This window comes from Enterobacter sp. DVT3837 (assembly GCF_056238685.1).
In genome coordinates, this window is record NZ_JBWDLA010000002.1 from 326561 (window position 1) to 344277 (window position 17717).

Consider the following 17717-nt stretch of genomic DNA (forward strand, 5'->3'; position numbering starts at 1 on the left):
AGGCGCTATGACATCACCAATGCCCTCCGGGCAAACGTCATTATTGTTGCAGATGACACAGCGCCTCGCGCTGTCCGACGCGCATTTCCGTCGGATATGTCAGTTAATCTACCAGCGTGCGGGGATCGTGCTTGCGGATCATAAGCGAGACATGGTTTACAACCGTCTGGTGCGGCGCTTGCGTACGCTGGGGCTGGATGACTTTGGTCGCTATCTGAGCATGCTCGAAGCGAACCAGAACAGCGCCGAGTGGCAGGCTTTTATTAACTCATTAACCACGAACCTGACGGCGTTTTTCCGTGAAGCGCACCACTTCCCGGTCCTGGCAGAGCACGCGCGTCGCCGCACCGGGGAGTATCGCGTCTGGAGCGCGGCAGCCTCGACGGGTGAAGAGCCTTACTCGCTGGCAATCACCCTTGCCGATACCCTGGGCATGGCACCCGGACGCTGGAAAGTCTACGCCAGCGATATCGACACCGAGGTACTGGAGAAGGCGCGTAACGGTGTTTATCGCCAGGATGAGTTGAAAACGCTGTCACCGCAACAGCTTCAGCGTTATTTCATGCGTGGAACCGGTCCACATGAAGGCCTGGTACGCGTACGCCAGGAACTGGCGAACTGCGTCGAATTTGCGCCCGTTAACCTGCTGGATAAGCAGTACAACGTGCCGGGACCTTTTGACGCTATTTTTTGCCGTAACGTCATGATCTATTTTGATAAAACGACGCAACAGGACATTCTGCGTCGGTTTGTTCCGTTGCTCAAGCCTGACGGTTTACTGTTTGCCGGGCACTCGGAAAACTTCAGCAACCTCGTGCGTGAGTTTAGCCTGCGTGGGCAAACGGTATATGCGCTGAGTAAGGAAAAAGCATGAGTAAAATCAGGGTGTTGTCTGTCGATGATTCAGCGCTGATGCGTCAGATCATGACTGAAATTATCAATAGCCACAGCGACATGGAGATGGTGGCCACTGCGCCCGATCCTCTGGTAGCGCGGGATTTAATTAAAAAATATAACCCCGATGTGCTAACGCTGGATGTCGAGATGCCGCGCATGGATGGCATAGATTTTCTGGAAAAATTAATGCGACTGCGCCCGATGCCGGTGGTGATGGTCTCCTCCCTGACGGGAAAAGGATCGGAAATCACGCTGCGCGCGCTGGAGTTAGGGGCGGTGGATTTTGTCACCAAACCGCAGCTCGGCATTCGTGAAGGAATGCTGGCCTACAGCGAGATGATCGCAGAGAAGATCCGTACCGCATCGCGAGCGAAACTCGCCGCTCACAAACCGATGGTTGCACCGGCAACGTTGAAGGCGGGTCCATTGCTCAGCTCGGAAAAACTGCTGGTGATTGGGGCGTCAACCGGGGGAACAGAGGCAATTCGTCATGTACTCCAGCCATTGCCGCTTTCAAGTCCGGGTATTCTGATCACTCAGCATATGCCGCCTGGCTTTACCCGCTCGTTCGCTGAACGTCTGAACAAGCTGTGTCAGATCAGCGTGAAAGAGGCGGAAGACGGCGAACGCGTGCTCCCGGGGCATGCGTATATTGCGCCGGGTGACAAACATATGGAGCTGGCGCGCAGCGGCGCTAACTATCAAATCAAAATTCATGACGGGCCGCCGGTCAACCGGCACCGTCCGTCGGTGGATGTGCTGTTTCATTCGGTGGCGAAACATGCGGGGCGCAACGCCGTTGGGGTGATCCTGACGGGGATGGGCAACGATGGTGCCGCCGGAATGCTTGCAATGCACCAGGCTGGCGCCTGGACGATTGCGCAGAATGAAGCAAGTTGTGTGGTGTTCGGCATGCCGCGCGAGGCCATCAATATGGGTGGCGTGAGCGAAGTGGTCGATCTTAGCCAGGTAAGCCAGCAGATGTTGGCGAAAATCAGTGCCGGACAGGCAATACGTATTTGACTCAGGAGTAGAATTAGATGGCGGATAAAGAGCTTAAGTTTTTGGTTGTGGATGACTTTTCCACCATGCGTCGCATTGTACGCAACCTGCTGAAGGAGCTGGGCTTCAACAACGTTGAAGAAGCAGAAGATGGTGTTGATGCGCTGAACAAACTGCAGGCGGGTGGGTTTGGTTTTGTTATCTCCGACTGGAACATGCCAAACATGGATGGTCTGGAACTGCTGAAAACCATTCGTGCAGATGCGGGCATGGCGTCTCTGCCGGTTCTGATGGTCACCGCAGAAGCGAAAAAAGAGAACATCATTGCCGCTGCACAGGCGGGCGCAAGCGGCTACGTGGTGAAGCCATTCACTGCTGCGACCCTGGAAGAGAAGCTCGGCAAGATCTTCGAGAAACTCGGCATGTGAGGTGTTGGTTATGATGCAACCTGCTATGAAACCCGTTGAAGAACACTCGCCGAGCGATATCATCGTACGCATCGGCAGCCTGACGCGCATGCTGCGTGACAGCCTGCGTGAACTGGGGCTGGATCAGGCGATTGCCGAAGCGGCGGAAGCCATTCCTGATGCGCGCGATCGCCTGGACTATGTCGTGCAGATGACTGCTCAGGCGGCTGAACGTGCGCTGAACAGCGTTGAAGCGTCACAACCGCACCAGGACGCGATGGAAAAGGGCGCGAAAGCGCTGACAAAACGCTGGGATGAGTGGTTTGAGAATCCGATCGAACTGGCGGACGCCCGTGAACTGGTTACCGATACCCGTCAGTTCCTGGGGGATGTTCCTGGCCATACCAGCTTCACCAACGCACAACTGCTGGACATCATGATGGCGCAGGATTTCCAGGACCTGACCGGTCAGGTTATCAAGCGCATGATGGATGTTATCCAGGAGATTGAACGTCAGTTGCTGATGGTGCTGCTGGAGAATATTCCAGAGCCTGCAGCCCGCCCAAAACGCGAGAACGAAAGCCTGCTCAATGGTCCACAGCTCGACGCCAGCAAAGCGGGCGTGGTAGCAAGCCAGGACCAGGTGGACGATCTGCTCGACAGCCTCGGCTTCTGATTGTCCATTCCGCCTCAGAGGGTTAACACCGTCTGAGGCGGTTTACGACAAAATCACTGAAAAGAGCCCGAATAAACGGGCTTTTCCCGCCATTGGATTTTCGCTGCACTGGCATGATACCCGTGACTTAATAGGTTGGGCATGCACTGTGGCAGAAGAGAACGACGACAAAACGGAAGCCCCCACACCCCACCGACTAGAAAAGGCGCGTGAGGAAGGGCAGATACCCCGATCCCGAGAACTGACTTCCCTGCTGATCCTTATCGTAGGGGTGTGCATTATCTGGTGGGGTGGGGAGTCGCTCGCCCGCAAGCTGGCGGGAATGTTGTCTACTGGCTTACGTTTTGACCACAGCATGGTCAATGACCCGAATCTGATCCTCAGCCAAATTATCCAGCTAATAAAAGGGGCGATGGTTGCACTGCTGCCGCTGATTACAGGGGTTGTGCTGGTCGCGCTGGTTTCGCCGGTGATGCTGGGTGGTCTGGTCTTTAGTGCCAAATCGCTGCAGCCGAAATTTTCCAAACTGAACCCGCTGCCGGGCATTGCGAAAATGTTCTCTGCGCAGACCGGGGCGGAGTTGCTCAAAGCCATTCTCAAATCGGTACTGATGGGGAGTTCAGCGGGGTTTTACCTCTGGTACCACTGGCCGGAAATGATGCGTCTTATCAGTGAATCCCCCCTCACCGCAATGAGCAATGCGCTGAACCTGGTCGGACTCTGCGCGCTGCTGGTGGTGCTCAGCATTATTCCGATGGTGGGTTTTGACGTGATCTTCCAGCTTTATACCCACTTCAAGAAACTGCGCATGTCACGCCAGGATATCCGTGACGAATACAAACAGATGGAAGGTGACCCGCACGTCAAAGGGCGTATCCGCCAGATGCAGCGCGCCGCTGCCCGTCGACGCATGATGGAAGACGTGCCAAAAGCTGACGTGATCGTCACCAACCCGACACACTATTCCGTTGCGCTGCGCTATGACGAAAACAAAATGAGCGCGCCGAAAGTGGTGGCGAAAGGGGCGGGTCTGATAGCACTTCGCATTCGTGAGATTGGTACTGAACACCGTGTACCTATCCTGGAAGCCCCTCCGCTGGCGCGTGCCTTATACCGCCATGCGGAAATTGGACAACAGATCCCCGGACAACTCTACGCCGCCGTGGCGGAAGTGTTGGCCTGGGTATGGCAGTTGAAGCGCTGGCGTCTGGCTGGCGGACAACGACCTGTGAAACCTGAGAACCTTCCGGTGCCTGAAGCGCTGGATTTTTTGAACGAGAAGGACACTGATGGCTAATCTGGTGGCAATGTTGCGCCTGCCCGGCAACCTGAAATCGACCCAATGGCAGATCCTTGCCGGGCCGATTCTCATCCTGCTAATTCTGTCGATGATGGTACTGCCGCTCCCGGCATTCATCCTCGATTTGCTTTTCACATTCAACATTGCGTTGTCCATCATGGTGCTGCTGGTGGCGATGTTCACCCAGCGTACCCTTGAGTTCGCGGCGTTCCCGACCATTCTGCTGTTTACCACCTTGCTGCGACTGGCGCTGAACGTGGCCTCCACGCGTATCATTCTGATGGAAGGTCATACGGGTGCGGCTGCGGCGGGTAAAGTGGTTGAGGCCTTCGGCCACTTCCTGGTAGGCGGTAATTTCGCCATCGGTATCGTGGTGTTCGTGATCCTCGTTATCATCAACTTTATGGTTATCACCAAGGGTGCAGGGCGTATCGCCGAAGTGGGCGCGCGCTTTGTGCTGGACGGGATGCCAGGCAAGCAGATGGCGATTGATGCCGACCTGAACGCCGGTCTTATCGCGGAAGATGAAGCGAAAAAACGCCGTGCGGAAGTGACGCAGGAAGCGGACTTCTACGGCTCCATGGACGGTGCGAGTAAGTTTGTGCGCGGTGACGCCATCGCGGGCATTCTGATCATGGTGATCAACGTGGTGGGTGGCCTGCTGGTCGGTGTTCTGCAACATGGTATGGACATGGGCCATGCGGCAGAAAGTTATACGCTGCTGACCATCGGTGACGGTCTGGTCGCGCAGATCCCGGCGCTGGTTATCTCTACGGCGGCGGGCGTGATTGTGACCCGCGTGAGTACCGATCAGGACGTTGGCGAGCAGATGGTCGGCCAGCTCTTCAGTAACCCGCGCGTCATGCTATTGGCCGCTGCGGTACTGGGGTTACTCGGTCTGGTCCCAGGTATGCCAAACCTCGTGTTCCTGCTGTTCACTGCGGCACTGCTGGGTCTTGCCTGGTGGATGCGAGGGCGTGAAACCCAACCGGCAGCCGAGCCTGTTGCGGTTAAAATGCCGGAGAACACCCAGGCTGTCGAAGCGACCTGGAACGACGTTCAGCTGGAAGATTCGCTGGGTATGGAAGTTGGGTATCGCCTGATCCCGATGGTCGATTTCCAGCAGGATGGCGAACTGCTTGGCCGCATCCGCAGTATCCGTAAAAAATTCGCCCAGGACATGGGTTTCCTGCCGCCGGTGGTACACATCCGCGACAATATGGACCTGCCGCCCGCGCGCTATCGCATCCTGATGAAAGGCGTTGAAATCGGCAGCGGCGATGCCTATCCGGGACGCTGGCTGGCGATTAACCCCGGCACCGCCGCAGGCACATTGCCAGGCGAGCAAACCATCGATCCGGCTTTTGGTCTGGCCGCGATCTGGATTGAAAGTGCGCTAAAAGAGCAGGCGCAAATTCAGGGGTATACGGTAGTCGAAGCCAGTACCGTGGTGGCAACCCATCTTAATCACCTGATTGGCCAATTCCCGGCAGAGCTGTTTGGACGTCAGGAAGCGCAGCAGCTCCTTGACCGCGTCACGCAGGAGATGCCGAAGCTGACGGAAGACCTGGTGCCGGGCGTGCTGACGTTGACTACCCTGCACAAAGTGTTGCAAAACCTGCTCGACGAGAAAGTACCGATCCGCGATATGCGTACCATTCTGGAAACCCTTGCCGAACATGCGCCGTTACAAAACGATCCGCATGAGCTCACCGCGGTGGTGCGCGTGGCGCTGGGGCGCGCGATTACCCAGCAGTGGTTCCCTGGAACCGGAGAAGTGCAGGTTATTGGTCTCGATACGCCGCTTGAACGTCTGCTGCTGCAGGCCTTGCAGGGTGGCGGCGGGCTGGAACCGGGTCTGGCGGACCGCCTGCTGGCGCAAACGCAGGAGGCGCTGGCGCGTCAGGAGATGCTGGGAGCACCGCCGGTGCTGCTGGTTAACCATGCGCTGCGTCCGCTGCTGTCGCGCTTCCTGCGTCGTAGCCTGAACCAACTGGTCGTGCTGTCAAATATGGAGCTGTCGGATAACCGTCATATCCGCATGACCGCGACGATTGGAGGAAAATAATGCGTAAGTGGTTATGGATCTTATTCTTCCCGCTGGTGGCGCAGGCTGCCGGGGAAGGGACCTGGCAGGCGAGCAGCATGGGCGTGACCCTCAGCAATCGTGGGGTTGCCATGTCATCAAACCCGTTATCGCCCTCTGAGCCGGTTTCCGGCCAGATGGGGCTTGTGGTGTGGAACTACAGGCTGATTGGCCCAACGCCAGCAGGGTTGCGGGTACGTCTCTGCTCTCAGACTCGCTGCACGGAAATTGACGGAGAGAACGGCACCACACAGGCATTTAATGGCGTGCCGGCCATCGAACCTTTGCGTTTTATCTGGGAAGTACCGGGTGGAGGGCGTTTGATTCCGGCGCTGAAAGTTCAGAGTAACGCTGTCATCGTTAACTATCGTTAACGGTGTGAAAAAAGAAACCCGGCGCTTGCCGGGTTTTTTGTATTACATGCGTTCTACGGTTTCGATACCCAGGGTATCCAGACCCAGCTTCAGGGTCTTCGCCGTGAGCTGCGCCAGCTTCAGGCGGCTGTTACGTACCGCGTCGCTTTCCGCAGACAGGATAGGGCAGTGCTCGTAGAAGCCGGAGAACAGGCCTGCCAGATCGTACAGGTAAGCACACATCACGTGCGGTGTTCCGTCTCGCGCCACAACCGTCAGTGTCTCTTCAAACTGCAGCAGACGCGCTGCCAGCTGCGCTTCGCGATCTTCAGTGATGGTCACGGCAGCATTCGCCAGTACGCTTTCGTCGATATTGGCTTTACGGAATACAGAGAGCACACGGGTGTAGGCATACTGCATGTACGGCGCCGTGTTGCCTTCAAACGCCAGCATGTTATCCCAGTCGAAGATATAGTCGGTGGTACGGTTCTTGGAAAGATCCGCGTATTTAACCGCACCGATACCCACGGCATTCGCCAGTTTTTCCAGCTCATCGGCAGGCATATCCGGGTTCTTCTCCGCCACCAGGCGACGGGCGCGTTCCAGCGCTTCGTCCAGCAGGTCGGACAGCTTCACGGTACCGCCCGCACGGGTTTTGAACGGCTTGCCGTCTTTACCGAGCATCATGCCGAACATATGGTGTTCCAGCGGAACGCAATCCGGCACGTAACCGGCTTTACGCACGATGGTCCACGCCTGCATCAGGTGCTGGTGCTGACGGGAGTCGATGTAGTACAGCACGCGATCGGCATGCAGCGTTTCGTAACGGTATTTTGCACAGGCGATATCGGTAGTGGTGTAGAGATAGCCGCCATCCTTTTTCTGGATGATCACGCCCATCGGTTCACCTTCCTTGTTTTTATACTCATCAAGGAACACGACCGTTGCGCCTTCGCTCTCAACTGCCAGATTTTTGGCCTTCAGGTCAGCCACAATGCCCGGCAGCATTGGGTTATAGAGACTTTCACCCATCACATCGTCACGGGTGAGGGTGACGTTCAGACGGTTATAGGTGAGTTGGTTCTGAGACATCGTAATGTCAACCAGCTTGCGCCACATCTCGAGGAAGTACTGGTCGCCGCCCTGCAGTTTTACTACGTAGCTGCGCGCGCGCTCGGCAAAGGCTTCGTCTTCGTCGTAGTGTTTTTTGGCTTCGCGGTAGAACCCTTCGAGATCGGCCAGCGCCATTTCACCCGCGTTTTCCTGCTGCTGTTTTTCCAGGTAAGCAATCAGCATACCGAACTGGGTACCCCAGTCGCCCACGTGGTTCGCGCGGATCACCTTGTGACCGAGGAATTCGAGGGTACGCACGGCAGCATCACCAATGATGGTGGAGCGCAGGTGACCCACGTGCATCTCTTTCGCCACGTTCGGGGCAGAATAGTCGATCACGACGGTCTGCGCTTCCGGCTGGGAGACACCCAGACGGTCAGATTTCAGCGCCGCGTCAACGTGGCTTGCCAGGAAAGAAGGTTCCAGGAAGATGTTGATAAAGCCCGGACCGGCGATTTCGGTTTTGCTGGCGATACCGGTGAGATCCAGATGCGTCAGTACCTGCTCAGCGAGTTGTCGCGGCGGCATGCCCAGTTTTTTAGCCACTGCCATCACGCCATTAGCCTGATAGTCGCCAAACTGTACTTTTGCTGACTGACGAACCTGCGGTTCGCAATCCGCAGGTGCACCTGCGGCAATCAGTGCCTGACTGACTTTTTCGGAGAGAAGAGCCTGAATATTCACCTGGATACCTTACTTTTTTGATGCGGGCTCACAACCACCCGCGCCAGTTATAGAATTTAGGGCGGGAGTATACTGCAAATGCCCTCTGGCGTCAGCATTGCGCGGGCCGAAGATTGTTCAGAATCCAGGCTAAGAAGGCGTGCATAATCATGCAGTCATAAAAAGCCGTATTCTGCGGTTGGTCAAAACTGGGCAACAGAGTAAATTAGCGGCTTTGCGACATGAAAAGAGACTGACTTATGGCGAACTGGCATTCCATTGACGAACTGCATGATATTTCCGCAGATTTACCGCGCTTCACCCAGGCGTTCACAGAACTTGCCACCCGCCTTGGTCTGGATATCGCACCGCTTGAAGCGGATCACATCTCTTTGCGCTGTCATCAAAATGCAACCGCCGACCGCTGGCGTCGAGGTTTTGAACAGTGCGGTGAGCTGCTCTCTGAGAACATTATTAACGGTCGCCCAATATGCCTGTTTAAACTGCATGAACCCGTGAAGGTAGCGCACTGGCAATTCACTGTGATTGAACTGCCGTGGCCGGGGGAAAAACGTTATCCGCACGAAGGCTGGGAGCATATCGAAATTGTTCTGCCGGGTGAGCCAGAAACACTGAACGCGCGCGCACTGGCCTTGTTATCTGATGAAGGCTTAAGCAAACCGGGGATTTTTGTCAAAACGAGTTCACCCAAAGGCGAACGCGAGCGTTTACCTAACCCGACGCTGGCCGTCACGGACGGACAGGTCACCGTGAAGTTTCACCCGTGGACCATTGAGCAGATTGTTGCCAGTGAAGCGTGAGAGTTGTGAGTCAACGCCGGGACTAAAAACGGGCGGCGTGTCATGATGATTTGTTTAGTGGGCTTTCAGGAGGATTAAATGGCACTGCTGGAGATTTGTTGTTACAGCGTGGAGTGTGCCGTGACTGCGCAAAAACACGGTGCTGATCGCATCGAACTGTGCGCGGCACCCAAAGAGGGTGGGCTGACGCCATCCTACGGCATGTTGAAGTCTGCCCGTCAGGCCGTCACCATTCCCGTTCACCCGATTATTCGTCCTCGCGGCGGTGATTTTTGTTACACGTCGGGCGAGTTCAGTGCCATGCTTGAAGATATCACTCTGGTTCGCGAACTGGGATTTCCCGGGTTGGTTATCGGGTTGCTTGATGAAGATGGTCAGGTCGATATGCCACGTATGCGCCAGGTCATGGATGCCGCGAAAGGGATGGCAGTGACTTTCCATCGCGCATTTGATATGTGCAAAGACCCCCTGCAAGCATTTGATTCGCTTGCTGAACTGGGCGTGGCACGCATTCTGACATCGGGGCAGCAGTCCTCTGCGGAAAAAGGTCTGCAATTAATTACGGAACTAAAAGCCCATTCTGGTGTTCCAATAATAATGGCGGGTGCGGGTGTCCGTGCCAGCAATCTGGAACGGTTTTTAAACGCCGGGGTAGAGGAGCTTCACAGCTCGGCAGGCAAGTGGATGCCGTCTCCCATGCGTTATCGCAATACAGGGTTGTCAATGTCGACAGATGCTGAAGCGGATGAGTATTCACGCTACGGTGTAGAGGGAGAGTCGGTTGCGGAAATGAAGTCGCTGATTGAGCGTCATCACGTGTAGCAACGTACCGATTTTTACCGCGCATCATGTCGCCCAATATGATGCTTGCTTGTACCAGGCCCCTGCAATTTCAACAGGGGCCTTTTTTTATCCTTCATATTTCAAGCCGCAGCTGCGTTGGCCACCACCCGGCTAAAAGGCTACGGCTTCGTGGCAATCAATACCGCACGCATCGGCGCAGGATAGCCTTCAACGGTTTTGCTGTGATCGGCCGGGTCAAGGAATTGCTCCAGCGATTCGGTAATCATCCAGTCGGTGCGGCGCTGTTCTTCGATTGACGTCACGCAGACATCTGCAATGCGTACATCCACAAACCCGCACTTCTCAAGCCAGTTTTTCAGTGCCAGCGCGGAAGGGATGAAGTAGACATTTCGCATTTGCGCGTAACGGTCACCCGGCACCAGAACCGCATTCTCATCGCCTTCGATAACCAGCGTTTCCAGCACCAGTTCGCCACCGCTGACCAGCTGATCTTTAAGCTGCCACAGATGCTCCAGCGGGGAACGGCGGTGGTACAGCACGCCCATGGAAAACACGGTATCAAAGGCTTTCAGGGCTGGCAGTTGCTCAATGCCCAACGGCAGCAGGTGTGCGCGCTGGTCGTTACCCAGCAATTTACGCACTGCCTCAAACTGGCACAGGAACAGCTGCATCGGATCAATACCTACCGCCAGATGCGCACCTGCACCAATCATGCGCCACATATGGTAACCGCTGCCGCAGCCGACATCCAGAATGGTACGTCCGGTCAGATCGGACAGATGCGGCAAAACGCGATCCCATTTCCAGTCTGAGCGCCATTCGGTATTGATGTTCACACCGTATAGTGAAAACGGTCCTTTGCGCCAGGGCATCAGGTTTCGCATCAACGTTTCGATGCGGTTAGTCTGCCCGGCGGAAAGAGGCTCTGCGCTTTCTGCGGTCACGCTATGCAGCAGATCCAGACGGTGAGGTGTCAGTTCAGGCAGAAACTCCACTGCATTTGACCACTGCTTTAACAGGCCGTGCTGCTGATCGCGCTGCCAGGTAGCAATCTGCGCCGGCAGGGTTTCCAGCCAGTGGGAAAGGTGGTTTTTCGCAATCAGCTGATAGAAGTTGCCGAACTCAATCATGCAGGAACCCCCGCTTTCAGTGCCACCAGGGAGCCAAAGTTGAAACACTGGAACCACAGTTCGCTATGCTCAAATCCTGCCTGACGCAGACGCGCTTTATGGGTCTCCACGGAGTCCGTGAGCATCACGTTTTCGAGCATGCTACGCTTCTGACTGATCTCCAGCTCGCTGTAACCGTTCGCACGCTTGAAATCGTGGTGCATATTGAACAGCAGTTCGCCAACCTCGGCGTCTTCAAAGCTGAATTTTTCGGAAAGGACCAGCGCGCCGCCAGGATTCAGCCCTTTATAAATTTTGTCCAGCAGCAGCTGACGGTCTTCAGGCACCAGGAACTGCAGGGTAAAATTCAGCACCACCATCGACGCGTTATTGATCTCAATCTCACGGATATCACCTTCTACGACGTCCACCGGGGTAGGGGCTTTGTAAGCATCAATATGGCGACGGCAGCGTTCAACCATGGCGGGGGAATTATCCACGGCAATGATCCGGCAGCCTTCGTGGTGAACGTTACGACGTACCGACAGCGTTGCCGCGCCAAGCGAACAGCCCAGGTCATAGACCTTCGTGCCGGGTTGAACGAAGCGCTCAGCCAGCATGCCGATCATAGAGACAATATTGGAATAACCGGGAACAGAGCGCTGGATCATATCCGGGAAGACTTCGGCTACCCGTTCATCGAAGGTCCAGTCGCCCAGGCTGGCGATAGGCGCGGAAAAAAGCGTGTCGCGATCTGACATAACGTAAAAAATCCGGGAAAAATAAAGTGGCGTATTGTGCGCTAATGGAAGGAGAAAACCAACTCCCACGGCATATACCAAAGGTTAGCCAGCACCATCAGCAAAAGTGAACACCACGTCGCACTCATGCCGGAACGACGCCAGCGAAACAGGCGGTGGTGAAAACCGTAATAATGCATTAGTCGGCCGGCAAGCAGAAGCAGGCCACAGATGTGCACCATCCAGGTTTCTGCGCCATTCATCTCCATAAACAGTAGCAAAATTAACGCCACCGGGATGTATTCGACCGCATTGCCGTGAACGCGGATAGCGCTTTGTAGCTCGGAAAATCCGCCGTCACCGTAAGAGACGCGGTACTGCATTCTGAGGCGCACAACATCAAATGAAAACTTAATCAGTAGCAATGCACCTAATACCGCATACAGCGCGCTGACCATACAAACTCCCTGTTTTTTGGCAGATGGCACTTTACTATGATAGGGGGTGATATCAGAAAAGAGAAGATTGTTGTGGGATGACGGGGGCGCTGCCCACGGACGGTACCGCAGCCTGCAAGGCCTGCCAGAGAGCATCGACCAGTTCAGGTGCCTGCGCGATATCCGGGGTGTGCAGGAAGAGATATGGCGTGGTGGTCTGTTCCCACGTCGCTAATTTTTGCAGCCAGACGGCGAACATCTCCTGATTTTGCTGCATGTTATCGCTGCCTATAAACCTGACCATAGGGTGATGAGCCGTCACGATGGCATGAACAGGCACTTTGGGCTTTTTGCGTTGCGCATCAATGATGGCTTCGCTATGCGGAATGGCGCTATGCACCGGACGGCTGTCGAGGATCACACGGTTGACTGAGCGCTCAAGCAGACCGCGATTGAGCGCTTTCTCTTCTTCACCTTTGGCAAAAAATGCAGGATGCCTGACTTCAACCCCATAGGTAAATTCCCGGGGAAGTGTATCCAGAAACTGCCAAAGCGCGGGCAGATCGCGTGGGCCAAAGACGGCGGGAAGCTGCAGCCAGTACTGACCTATGCGGTTTGCCAGCGGCGACATTCTGTTCAAGAACTCGACGGTCAAATCATCGCAGTGACGCAGGGCCGCGTTATGGGAGATGGTTGCCGGAAACTTAAAGCAGAAGCGGAAATCATCGGTTGTTTGTTCGCGCCAGCGTTCAACAATCTCTGCTTTGGGTAGTGCATACAGCGTGGTGTTACCCTCGACGCAATTGAAGTGTCGGGCATATTCCTCAAGGCTGGTGATGCCAAGGCGCACCCATTTCGGGTGCGACCATTGGGGCAGGCCCACATACATCATAACGCGTTTAAAATCTCGTCAGTGCTGCGCACACGACTGATGCGCGGGAAGATGTGAGTCATACTGCCCAGGTGCTGTTCCGCGGAGGCCGCGCTGCAGGCATCTTCTGCAATAACAAGGTTAAAGCCCAGTTCCCACGCGTTGCGGGCGGTAGATTCCACGCCGATGTTGGTGGAAATGCCACAAAGAATGATGGTGTCGATTCCGCGACGGCGCAGCTGCAGCTCCAGATCGGTACCGTAAAACGCGCCCCACTGGCGTTTAGTCACTTCGATATCACTGTCACGCTTGCCGAGTGAGACCGGATACGTCCACCAGTTTTCCGGTAGCGAATGCGCCGCAATCTGCGCATCGACGGGCTGTTTTAAGGCTTCGGCAAAATCGGCGGACCAGCCGACGCGCACCATGACAACAGGCGCTCCGCTTGTGCGGCATTTTTCCGCCAGGCGAGCGGCGCGGCTGACCACATCATTTGCGGTGTGCGGGCCTCCGGCAAAAGGCAGGATACCTTCCTGTAAATCAATGATGACAAGCGCGGTTTTGCTGGTATCGAGTGTTAACATAGTCACTCCAGTTAAATTAATCACTTCCGCTACACCATACGACGTGATGGCCTGTTACCGGTCGGATAATTTTGTTAATTTTTGTGAGAATGCGCAATAAGAGTGCAGCAAACGACCTTCAGGCCGAGGTTCGCTCTTATCGTCCGGCGGAATTTCCAGTATAATAGCCGCCTTTTTTCATCCAGTTGTGACATACAGAAAGCTGCGACATAGTAGCCTGCATACCAGGCGACATTTAGCCTGCGGCTAATTAAGGGATATCTCATGCGTACAGAATATTGCGGGCAGCTGCGTCAGTCCCACGTTGGACAGCAGGTAACCCTGTGTGGTTGGGTCAACCGCCGTCGTGATCTTGGTAGCCTTATCTTCATTGATATGCGTGACCGCGAAGGTATCGTTCAGGTGTTCTTCGATCCGGATCGCGCAGATGCGTTGAAACTGGCTTCTGAGCTGCGTAATGAGTTCTGCATTCAGGTCACCGGCACCGTTCGTGCGCGTGACGAGAAAAACGTCAACGCAGACATGGCGACCGGCGCAATTGAAGTGCTGGCGTCCGATCTGGTGATTATCAACCGTGCTGAAGCGCTGCCGCTGGACTCTAACCACGTCAACACTGAAGAAGCACGTCTGAAGTACCGCTACCTGGATCTGCGTCGCCCGGAAATGGCTCAGCGCCTGAAAACCCGCGCGAAAATCACCAGTCTGGTGCGTCGCTTTATGGATGACCACGGTTTCCTGGATATCGAAACCCCGATGCTGACCAAAGCCACGCCGGAAGGCGCGCGCGATTACCTGGTCCCATCCCGCGTGCATAAAGGTAAATTCTACGCGCTGCCACAGTCTCCACAGCTGTTCAAACAGTTGCTGATGATGTCTGGTTTCGATCGCTACTATCAGATCGTAAAATGCTTCCGTGACGAAGACCTGCGTGCTGACCGCCAGCCAGAATTTACCCAGATCGATGTGGAAACCTCCTTCATGACCGCTGAGCAGGTGCGTGAAGTGATGGAAGCTCTGGTGCGTAGCCTGTGGAACGACGTGAAAGGCGTTGAACTGGGCGATTTCCCAATCATGACCTTCGCTGAAGCTGAGCGTCGCTACGGTTCTGACAAACCAGATCTGCGTAACCCGATGGAGCTGGTGGACGTTGCTGATCTGGTTAAATCCGTTGAGTTTGCGGTATTTGCTGGTCCGGCTAACGATGCTAAAGGCCGCGTAGCTGCGCTGCGTGTACCAGGCGGTGCGGCACTGAGCCGTAAGCAGATTGACGACTACGGTAACTTCATCAAGATCTACGGCGCGAAAGGTCTGGCCTATATTAAAGTCACCGAGCGTGCAAAAGGTCTGGAAGGTATCACCAGCCCGGTCGCGAAATTCCTGAACGCGGACATCGTGGAAGCGATCCTTGAGCGCACTGGCGCGCAGGACGGCGACATGATCTTCTTCGGCGCAGACAACAAGAAAGTGGTTGCCGATGCGATGGGCGCCCTGCGTCTGAAACTCGGTAAAGACCTGAACCTGACCGACGAGAACAAATGGGCACCGCTGTGGGTTATCGACTTCCCAATGTTTGAAGACGACGGTGAAGGTGGTCTGACCGCAATGCACCATCCATTCACCTCGCCGAAAGACATGACTGCCGCAGAGTTGAAAGCCGCACCGGAAGATGCTGTGGCGAACGCCTACGATATGGTCATCAATGGCTACGAAGTGGGCGGTGGTTCCGTGCGTATTCACAGCGGTGACATGCAGCAGACCGTGTTCGGCATTCTGGGCATCAATGAGCAGGAGCAGCGCGAGAAATTCGGCTTCCTGCTGGACGCCCTGAAATACGGTACGCCTCCGCACGCGGGTCTGGCCTTCGGTCTTGACCGTCTGACCATGCTGCTGACCGGTACCGATAACATTCGTGATGTTATTGCCTTCCCGAAAACCACTGCCGCGGCGTGTCTGATGACCGAAGCACCAAGTTTTGCTAACCCGGCCTCTCTGGCCGAGCTGGGCATTGAAGTGGTGAAGAAGGAAGAGAAAAACTGATATGACATATAAGCTGCCCGTTTCGGTCCTGGTGGTCATCTATGCAGAAGACACGAAGCGGGTGCTGATGTTGCAGCGGCGCGATGACCCTGATTTCTGGCAGTCGGTAACTGGCAGTCTGGAAGTGGGGGAGACCGCGCTGCAGGCCGCCGCGCGTGAAGTAAAGGAAGAGGTCACCATTGATGTTGCCCGCGAGCAACTGACCCTGAAGGACTGTCAGCGCACGGTGGAGTTTGAAATTTTTAGCCATTTACGTCATCGCTATGCGCCGGGTACCGAGCGGAATACGGAATCGTGGTTCTGTCTTGCACTCCCCCACGAACGTGAGGTTGTGTTTACCGAACACCTGACCTACCGCTGGGTAAGTGCGGCGGATGCCGCCGCTCTGACCAAGTCGTGGAGCAACCGGCAGGCGATTGAAGAATTTGTAATTAACGCAGCCTGAGAAGGCGCGATTTTTGGAGAACTTTTTATGGCAGGTCATAGTAAGTGGGCCAACACCAAACACCGTAAAGCGGCACAGGATGCCAAACGCGGTAAAATCTTTACCAAAATCATTCGTGAGCTGGTAACAGCGGCACGTCTGGGCGGCGGCGATCCGGCTTCTAACCCGCGCTTGCGCGCGGCGGTTGATAAAGCGCTGTCTAATAACATGACGCGTGACACCCTGAACCGTGCAATCGCACGTGGCGTGGGCGGTGATGAAGACGCGAACATGGAAACCATCATTTATGAAGGTTACGGCCCTGGCGGTACTGCGGTCATGGTTGAGTGTCTGTCCGACAACCGTAACCGTACCGTAGCCGAAGTGCGTCACGCGTTTACCAAAACCGGTGGTAACCTGGGAACTGACGGTTCCGTTTCTTATCTGTTCAGCAAGAAAGGCGTGATCTCCTTCGAGAAAGGCGACGAAGATGTGATCATGGAAGCGGCACTGGAAGCCGGTGCAGAAGACGTTGTGACCTTCGATGATGGCGCAATCGACGTCTACACCGCGTGGGAAGAGATGGGGGCGGTACGTGACGCGCTGGAAGCGGCGGGTCTGAAAGCAGACAACGCTGAAGTGTCTATGATCCCATCAACCAAAGCGGACATGGATGCGGAAACTGCACCGAAACTGCTGCGCCTGATCGATATGCTCGAAGACTGCGACGACGTGCAGGAAGTGTATCACAACGGTGAAATCTCTGATGAGGTTGCAGCGACTCTCTGATGAGAGCGTGTAAACCGTTAACGGGAGACGCGTGATGTCGATTATCCTTGGGATTGACCCCGGCTCACGCGTCACCGGCTATGGCGTTATCCGTCAGGTGGGACGCCAGCTAACCTACCTCGGCAGCGGGTGCATTCGCACCAAAGTGGACGATCTGCCGTCACGCCTGAAACTGATCTACGCAGGTGTGACAGAAATTATAACCCAGTTCCAGCCAGACTATTTCGCCATCGAACAGGTCTTTATGGCCAAAAACGCTGATTCGGCATTAAAGCTCGGTCAGGCGCGCGGTGTGGCCATTGTTGCAGCCGTAAACCAGGATTTACCTGTGTTCGAATATGCGGCAAGGCAGGTCAAGCAGACGGTGGTGGGGATTGGCAGCGCGGAGAAAAGCCAGGTACAACATATGGTGCGCACCTTGTTGAAGCTCCCCGCGAACCCCCAGGCGGACGCCGCGGATGCGCTGGCTATCGCGATTACCCACTGTCACGTCAGCCAGAACGCGATGCAAATGAGCGAGTCGCGGCTCAATCTGGCGCGAGGCAGGTTACGATAATGAAAAATCAGGCTGGATGTTTATCCAGCCTTTTTTTATTATGTCGGC

At 55.4% G+C, this 17717-nt stretch carries 19 protein-coding genes; 13 read left to right on the top strand and 6 right to left on the bottom strand.

The genetic code is table 11. From position 1 onward, the window contains the following. The first annotated feature begins 7 nt into the window (after positions 1–7). From cheR to flhE, 7 genes are all read left to right on the top strand, one after another. On the top strand, positions 8–874 hold the full coding sequence (gene cheR / locus AC0XWG_RS16440) for a protein-glutamate O-methyltransferase CheR (protein ID WP_028018614.1): 867 nt from the start codon (positions 8–10) through the stop codon (positions 872–874). Further along, positions 871–1920, top strand: a complete 1050-nt coding sequence (locus tag AC0XWG_RS16445; protein ID WP_028018615.1) for a protein-glutamate methylesterase/protein-glutamine glutaminase — start codon at positions 871–873, stop codon at positions 1918–1920. The genes cheR and AC0XWG_RS16445 overlap by 4 nt, the downstream gene beginning before the upstream one ends. 17 nt (positions 1921–1937) lie before the next feature. Next, positions 1938–2327, top strand: a complete 390-nt coding sequence (gene cheY, locus AC0XWG_RS16450) for a chemotaxis response regulator CheY (protein WP_000763862.1) — start codon at positions 1938–1940, stop codon at positions 2325–2327. 10 nt (positions 2328–2337) lie between these two features. Further along, on the top strand, positions 2338–2982 hold the full coding sequence (gene cheZ, locus AC0XWG_RS16455; RefSeq protein ID WP_008500432.1) for a protein phosphatase CheZ: 645 nt from the start codon (positions 2338–2340) through the stop codon (positions 2980–2982). Between the two features lie 148 nt (positions 2983–3130). After that, positions 3131–4279, top strand: coding sequence for a flagellar biosynthesis protein FlhB (gene flhB / locus AC0XWG_RS16460; RefSeq protein ID WP_028018616.1), 1149 nt, complete (start codon positions 3131–3133; stop codon positions 4277–4279). Then, entirely contained in the window at positions 4272–6350 is a 2079-nt protein-coding gene (flhA, locus tag AC0XWG_RS16465) for a flagellar biosynthesis protein FlhA (RefSeq protein WP_475680838.1), read from the top strand. Before flhB ends, flhA begins: the two co-directional genes overlap by 8 nt. Further along, positions 6350–6742: a flagellar protein FlhE gene (gene flhE / locus AC0XWG_RS16470; protein ID WP_049006633.1), complete on the top strand. Its 393-nt coding sequence runs from the start codon at positions 6350–6352 to the stop codon at positions 6740–6742. The genes flhA and flhE overlap by 1 nt, the downstream gene beginning before the upstream one ends. 42 nt (positions 6743–6784) lie before the next feature. Here the strand turns inward: flhE and argS are convergent, their stop codons facing one another. After that, positions 6785–8518, bottom strand: a complete 1734-nt coding sequence (gene argS / locus AC0XWG_RS16475) for an arginine--tRNA ligase (RefSeq protein WP_134708050.1) — start codon at positions 8516–8518, stop codon at positions 6785–6787. 239 nt (positions 8519–8757) lie between these two features. Between argS and AC0XWG_RS16480 the strand changes: the two genes are divergently transcribed. Together AC0XWG_RS16480 and cutC are read left to right on the top strand one after the other, a co-directional pair. Continuing rightward, the gene (locus AC0XWG_RS16480; protein WP_128347517.1) at positions 8758–9318 is read left to right on the top strand and encodes a VOC family protein; all 561 of its coding nucleotides are present in this window, start codon (positions 8758–8760) and stop codon (positions 9316–9318) included. A 78-nt stretch (positions 9319–9396) separates the two neighbouring features. Next, positions 9397–10140, top strand: coding sequence for a copper homeostasis protein CutC (gene cutC / locus AC0XWG_RS16485; protein WP_049006637.1), 744 nt, complete (start codon positions 9397–9399; stop codon positions 10138–10140). Positions 10141–10280: 140 nt separating this feature from the next. Here cutC and cmoB read toward each other — a convergent pair whose 3' ends face one another. Genes cmoB through AC0XWG_RS16510 form a run of 5 tightly spaced genes read right to left on the bottom strand, consistent with a single transcriptional unit; the run spans position 10281 to position 13863 of the window. Beyond that, positions 10281–11252 (bottom strand): tRNA 5-methoxyuridine(34)/uridine 5-oxyacetic acid(34) synthase CmoB, encoded by a 972-nt coding sequence (gene cmoB / locus AC0XWG_RS16490; protein WP_028018622.1) that lies wholly within the window; start codon positions 11250–11252, stop codon positions 10281–10283. Then, positions 11249–11992: a carboxy-S-adenosyl-L-methionine synthase CmoA gene (gene cmoA / locus AC0XWG_RS16495; RefSeq protein ID WP_028018623.1), complete on the bottom strand. Its 744-nt coding sequence runs from the start codon at positions 11990–11992 to the stop codon at positions 11249–11251. The genes cmoB and cmoA overlap by 4 nt, the downstream gene beginning before the upstream one ends. 41 nt (positions 11993–12033) lie before the next feature. Then, positions 12034–12429, bottom strand: coding sequence for an MAPEG family protein (locus AC0XWG_RS16500; RefSeq protein ID WP_028018624.1), 396 nt, complete (start codon positions 12427–12429; stop codon positions 12034–12036). Between the two features lie 52 nt (positions 12430–12481). Further along, complete coding sequence (locus AC0XWG_RS16505; protein WP_108089678.1) at positions 12482–13300, bottom strand: DUF72 domain-containing protein; 819 nt, start codon at positions 13298–13300, stop codon at positions 12482–12484. Further along, positions 13297–13863: a hydrolase gene (locus AC0XWG_RS16510; RefSeq protein ID WP_128347518.1), complete on the bottom strand. Its 567-nt coding sequence runs from the start codon at positions 13861–13863 to the stop codon at positions 13297–13299. The genes AC0XWG_RS16505 and AC0XWG_RS16510 overlap by 4 nt, the downstream gene beginning before the upstream one ends. 264 nt (positions 13864–14127) lie before the next feature. Between AC0XWG_RS16510 and aspS the strand changes: the two genes are divergently transcribed. The 4 genes from aspS to ruvC are packed head-to-tail and all read left to right on the top strand — an operon-like array spanning position 14128 to position 17669. Continuing rightward, positions 14128–15900 carry an aspartate--tRNA ligase gene (gene aspS / locus AC0XWG_RS16515; RefSeq protein ID WP_028018627.1) on the top strand — a complete coding sequence of 591 codons (1773 nt, stop codon included), beginning with the start codon at positions 14128–14130 and terminating at the stop codon, positions 15898–15900. A 1-nt stretch (position 15901) separates the two neighbouring features. Continuing rightward, positions 15902–16345: a dihydroneopterin triphosphate diphosphatase gene (gene nudB, locus AC0XWG_RS16520; RefSeq protein WP_128347519.1), complete on the top strand. Its 444-nt coding sequence runs from the start codon at positions 15902–15904 to the stop codon at positions 16343–16345. A gap of 27 nt (positions 16346–16372) precedes the next feature. Further along, positions 16373–17113 carry a YebC/PmpR family DNA-binding transcriptional regulator gene (locus AC0XWG_RS16525; protein WP_028018629.1) on the top strand — a complete coding sequence of 247 codons (741 nt, stop codon included), beginning with the start codon at positions 16373–16375 and terminating at the stop codon, positions 17111–17113. A 34-nt stretch (positions 17114–17147) separates the two neighbouring features. Further along, entirely contained in the window at positions 17148–17669 is a 522-nt protein-coding gene (ruvC, locus tag AC0XWG_RS16530) for a crossover junction endodeoxyribonuclease RuvC (protein ID WP_014832404.1), read from the top strand. The last annotated feature ends 48 nt before the right edge of the window (positions 17670–17717 follow it).

Coding starts and splice junctions, on each gene's coding strand:
- cheR (WP_028018614.1), top strand. CDS start 8: ATGACATCACCAATGCCCTCCGGGCAAACGTCATTATTGTTGCAGATG.
- AC0XWG_RS16445 (WP_028018615.1), top strand. CDS start 871: ATGAGTAAAATCAGGGTGTTGTCTGTCGATGATTCAGCGCTGATGCGT.
- cheY (WP_000763862.1), top strand. CDS start 1,938: ATGGCGGATAAAGAGCTTAAGTTTTTGGTTGTGGATGACTTTTCCACC.
- cheZ (WP_008500432.1), top strand. CDS start 2,338: ATGATGCAACCTGCTATGAAACCCGTTGAAGAACACTCGCCGAGCGAT.
- flhA (WP_475680838.1), top strand. CDS start 4,272: ATGGCTAATCTGGTGGCAATGTTGCGCCTGCCCGGCAACCTGAAATCG.
- flhE (WP_049006633.1), top strand. CDS start 6,350: ATGCGTAAGTGGTTATGGATCTTATTCTTCCCGCTGGTGGCGCAGGCT.
- AC0XWG_RS16480 (WP_128347517.1), top strand. CDS start 8,758: ATGGCGAACTGGCATTCCATTGACGAACTGCATGATATTTCCGCAGAT.
- cutC (WP_049006637.1), top strand. CDS start 9,397: ATGGCACTGCTGGAGATTTGTTGTTACAGCGTGGAGTGTGCCGTGACT.
- cmoB (WP_028018622.1), bottom strand. CDS start 11,252: ATGATTGAGTTCGGCAACTTCTATCAGCTGATTGCGAAAAACCACCTT.
- cmoA (WP_028018623.1), bottom strand. CDS start 11,992: ATGTCAGATCGCGACACGCTTTTTTCCGCGCCTATCGCCAGCCTGGGC.
- AC0XWG_RS16500 (WP_028018624.1), bottom strand. CDS start 12,429: ATGGTCAGCGCGCTGTATGCGGTATTAGGTGCATTGCTACTGATTAAG.
- AC0XWG_RS16505 (WP_108089678.1), bottom strand. CDS start 13,300: ATGATGTATGTGGGCCTGCCCCAATGGTCGCACCCGAAATGGGTGCGC.
- AC0XWG_RS16510 (WP_128347518.1), bottom strand. CDS start 13,863: ATGTTAACACTCGATACCAGCAAAACCGCGCTTGTCATCATTGATTTA.
- aspS (WP_028018627.1), top strand. CDS start 14,128: ATGCGTACAGAATATTGCGGGCAGCTGCGTCAGTCCCACGTTGGACAG.
- nudB (WP_128347519.1), top strand. CDS start 15,902: ATGACATATAAGCTGCCCGTTTCGGTCCTGGTGGTCATCTATGCAGAA.
- AC0XWG_RS16525 (WP_028018629.1), top strand. CDS start 16,373: ATGGCAGGTCATAGTAAGTGGGCCAACACCAAACACCGTAAAGCGGCA.
- ruvC (WP_014832404.1), top strand. CDS start 17,148: ATGTCGATTATCCTTGGGATTGACCCCGGCTCACGCGTCACCGGCTAT.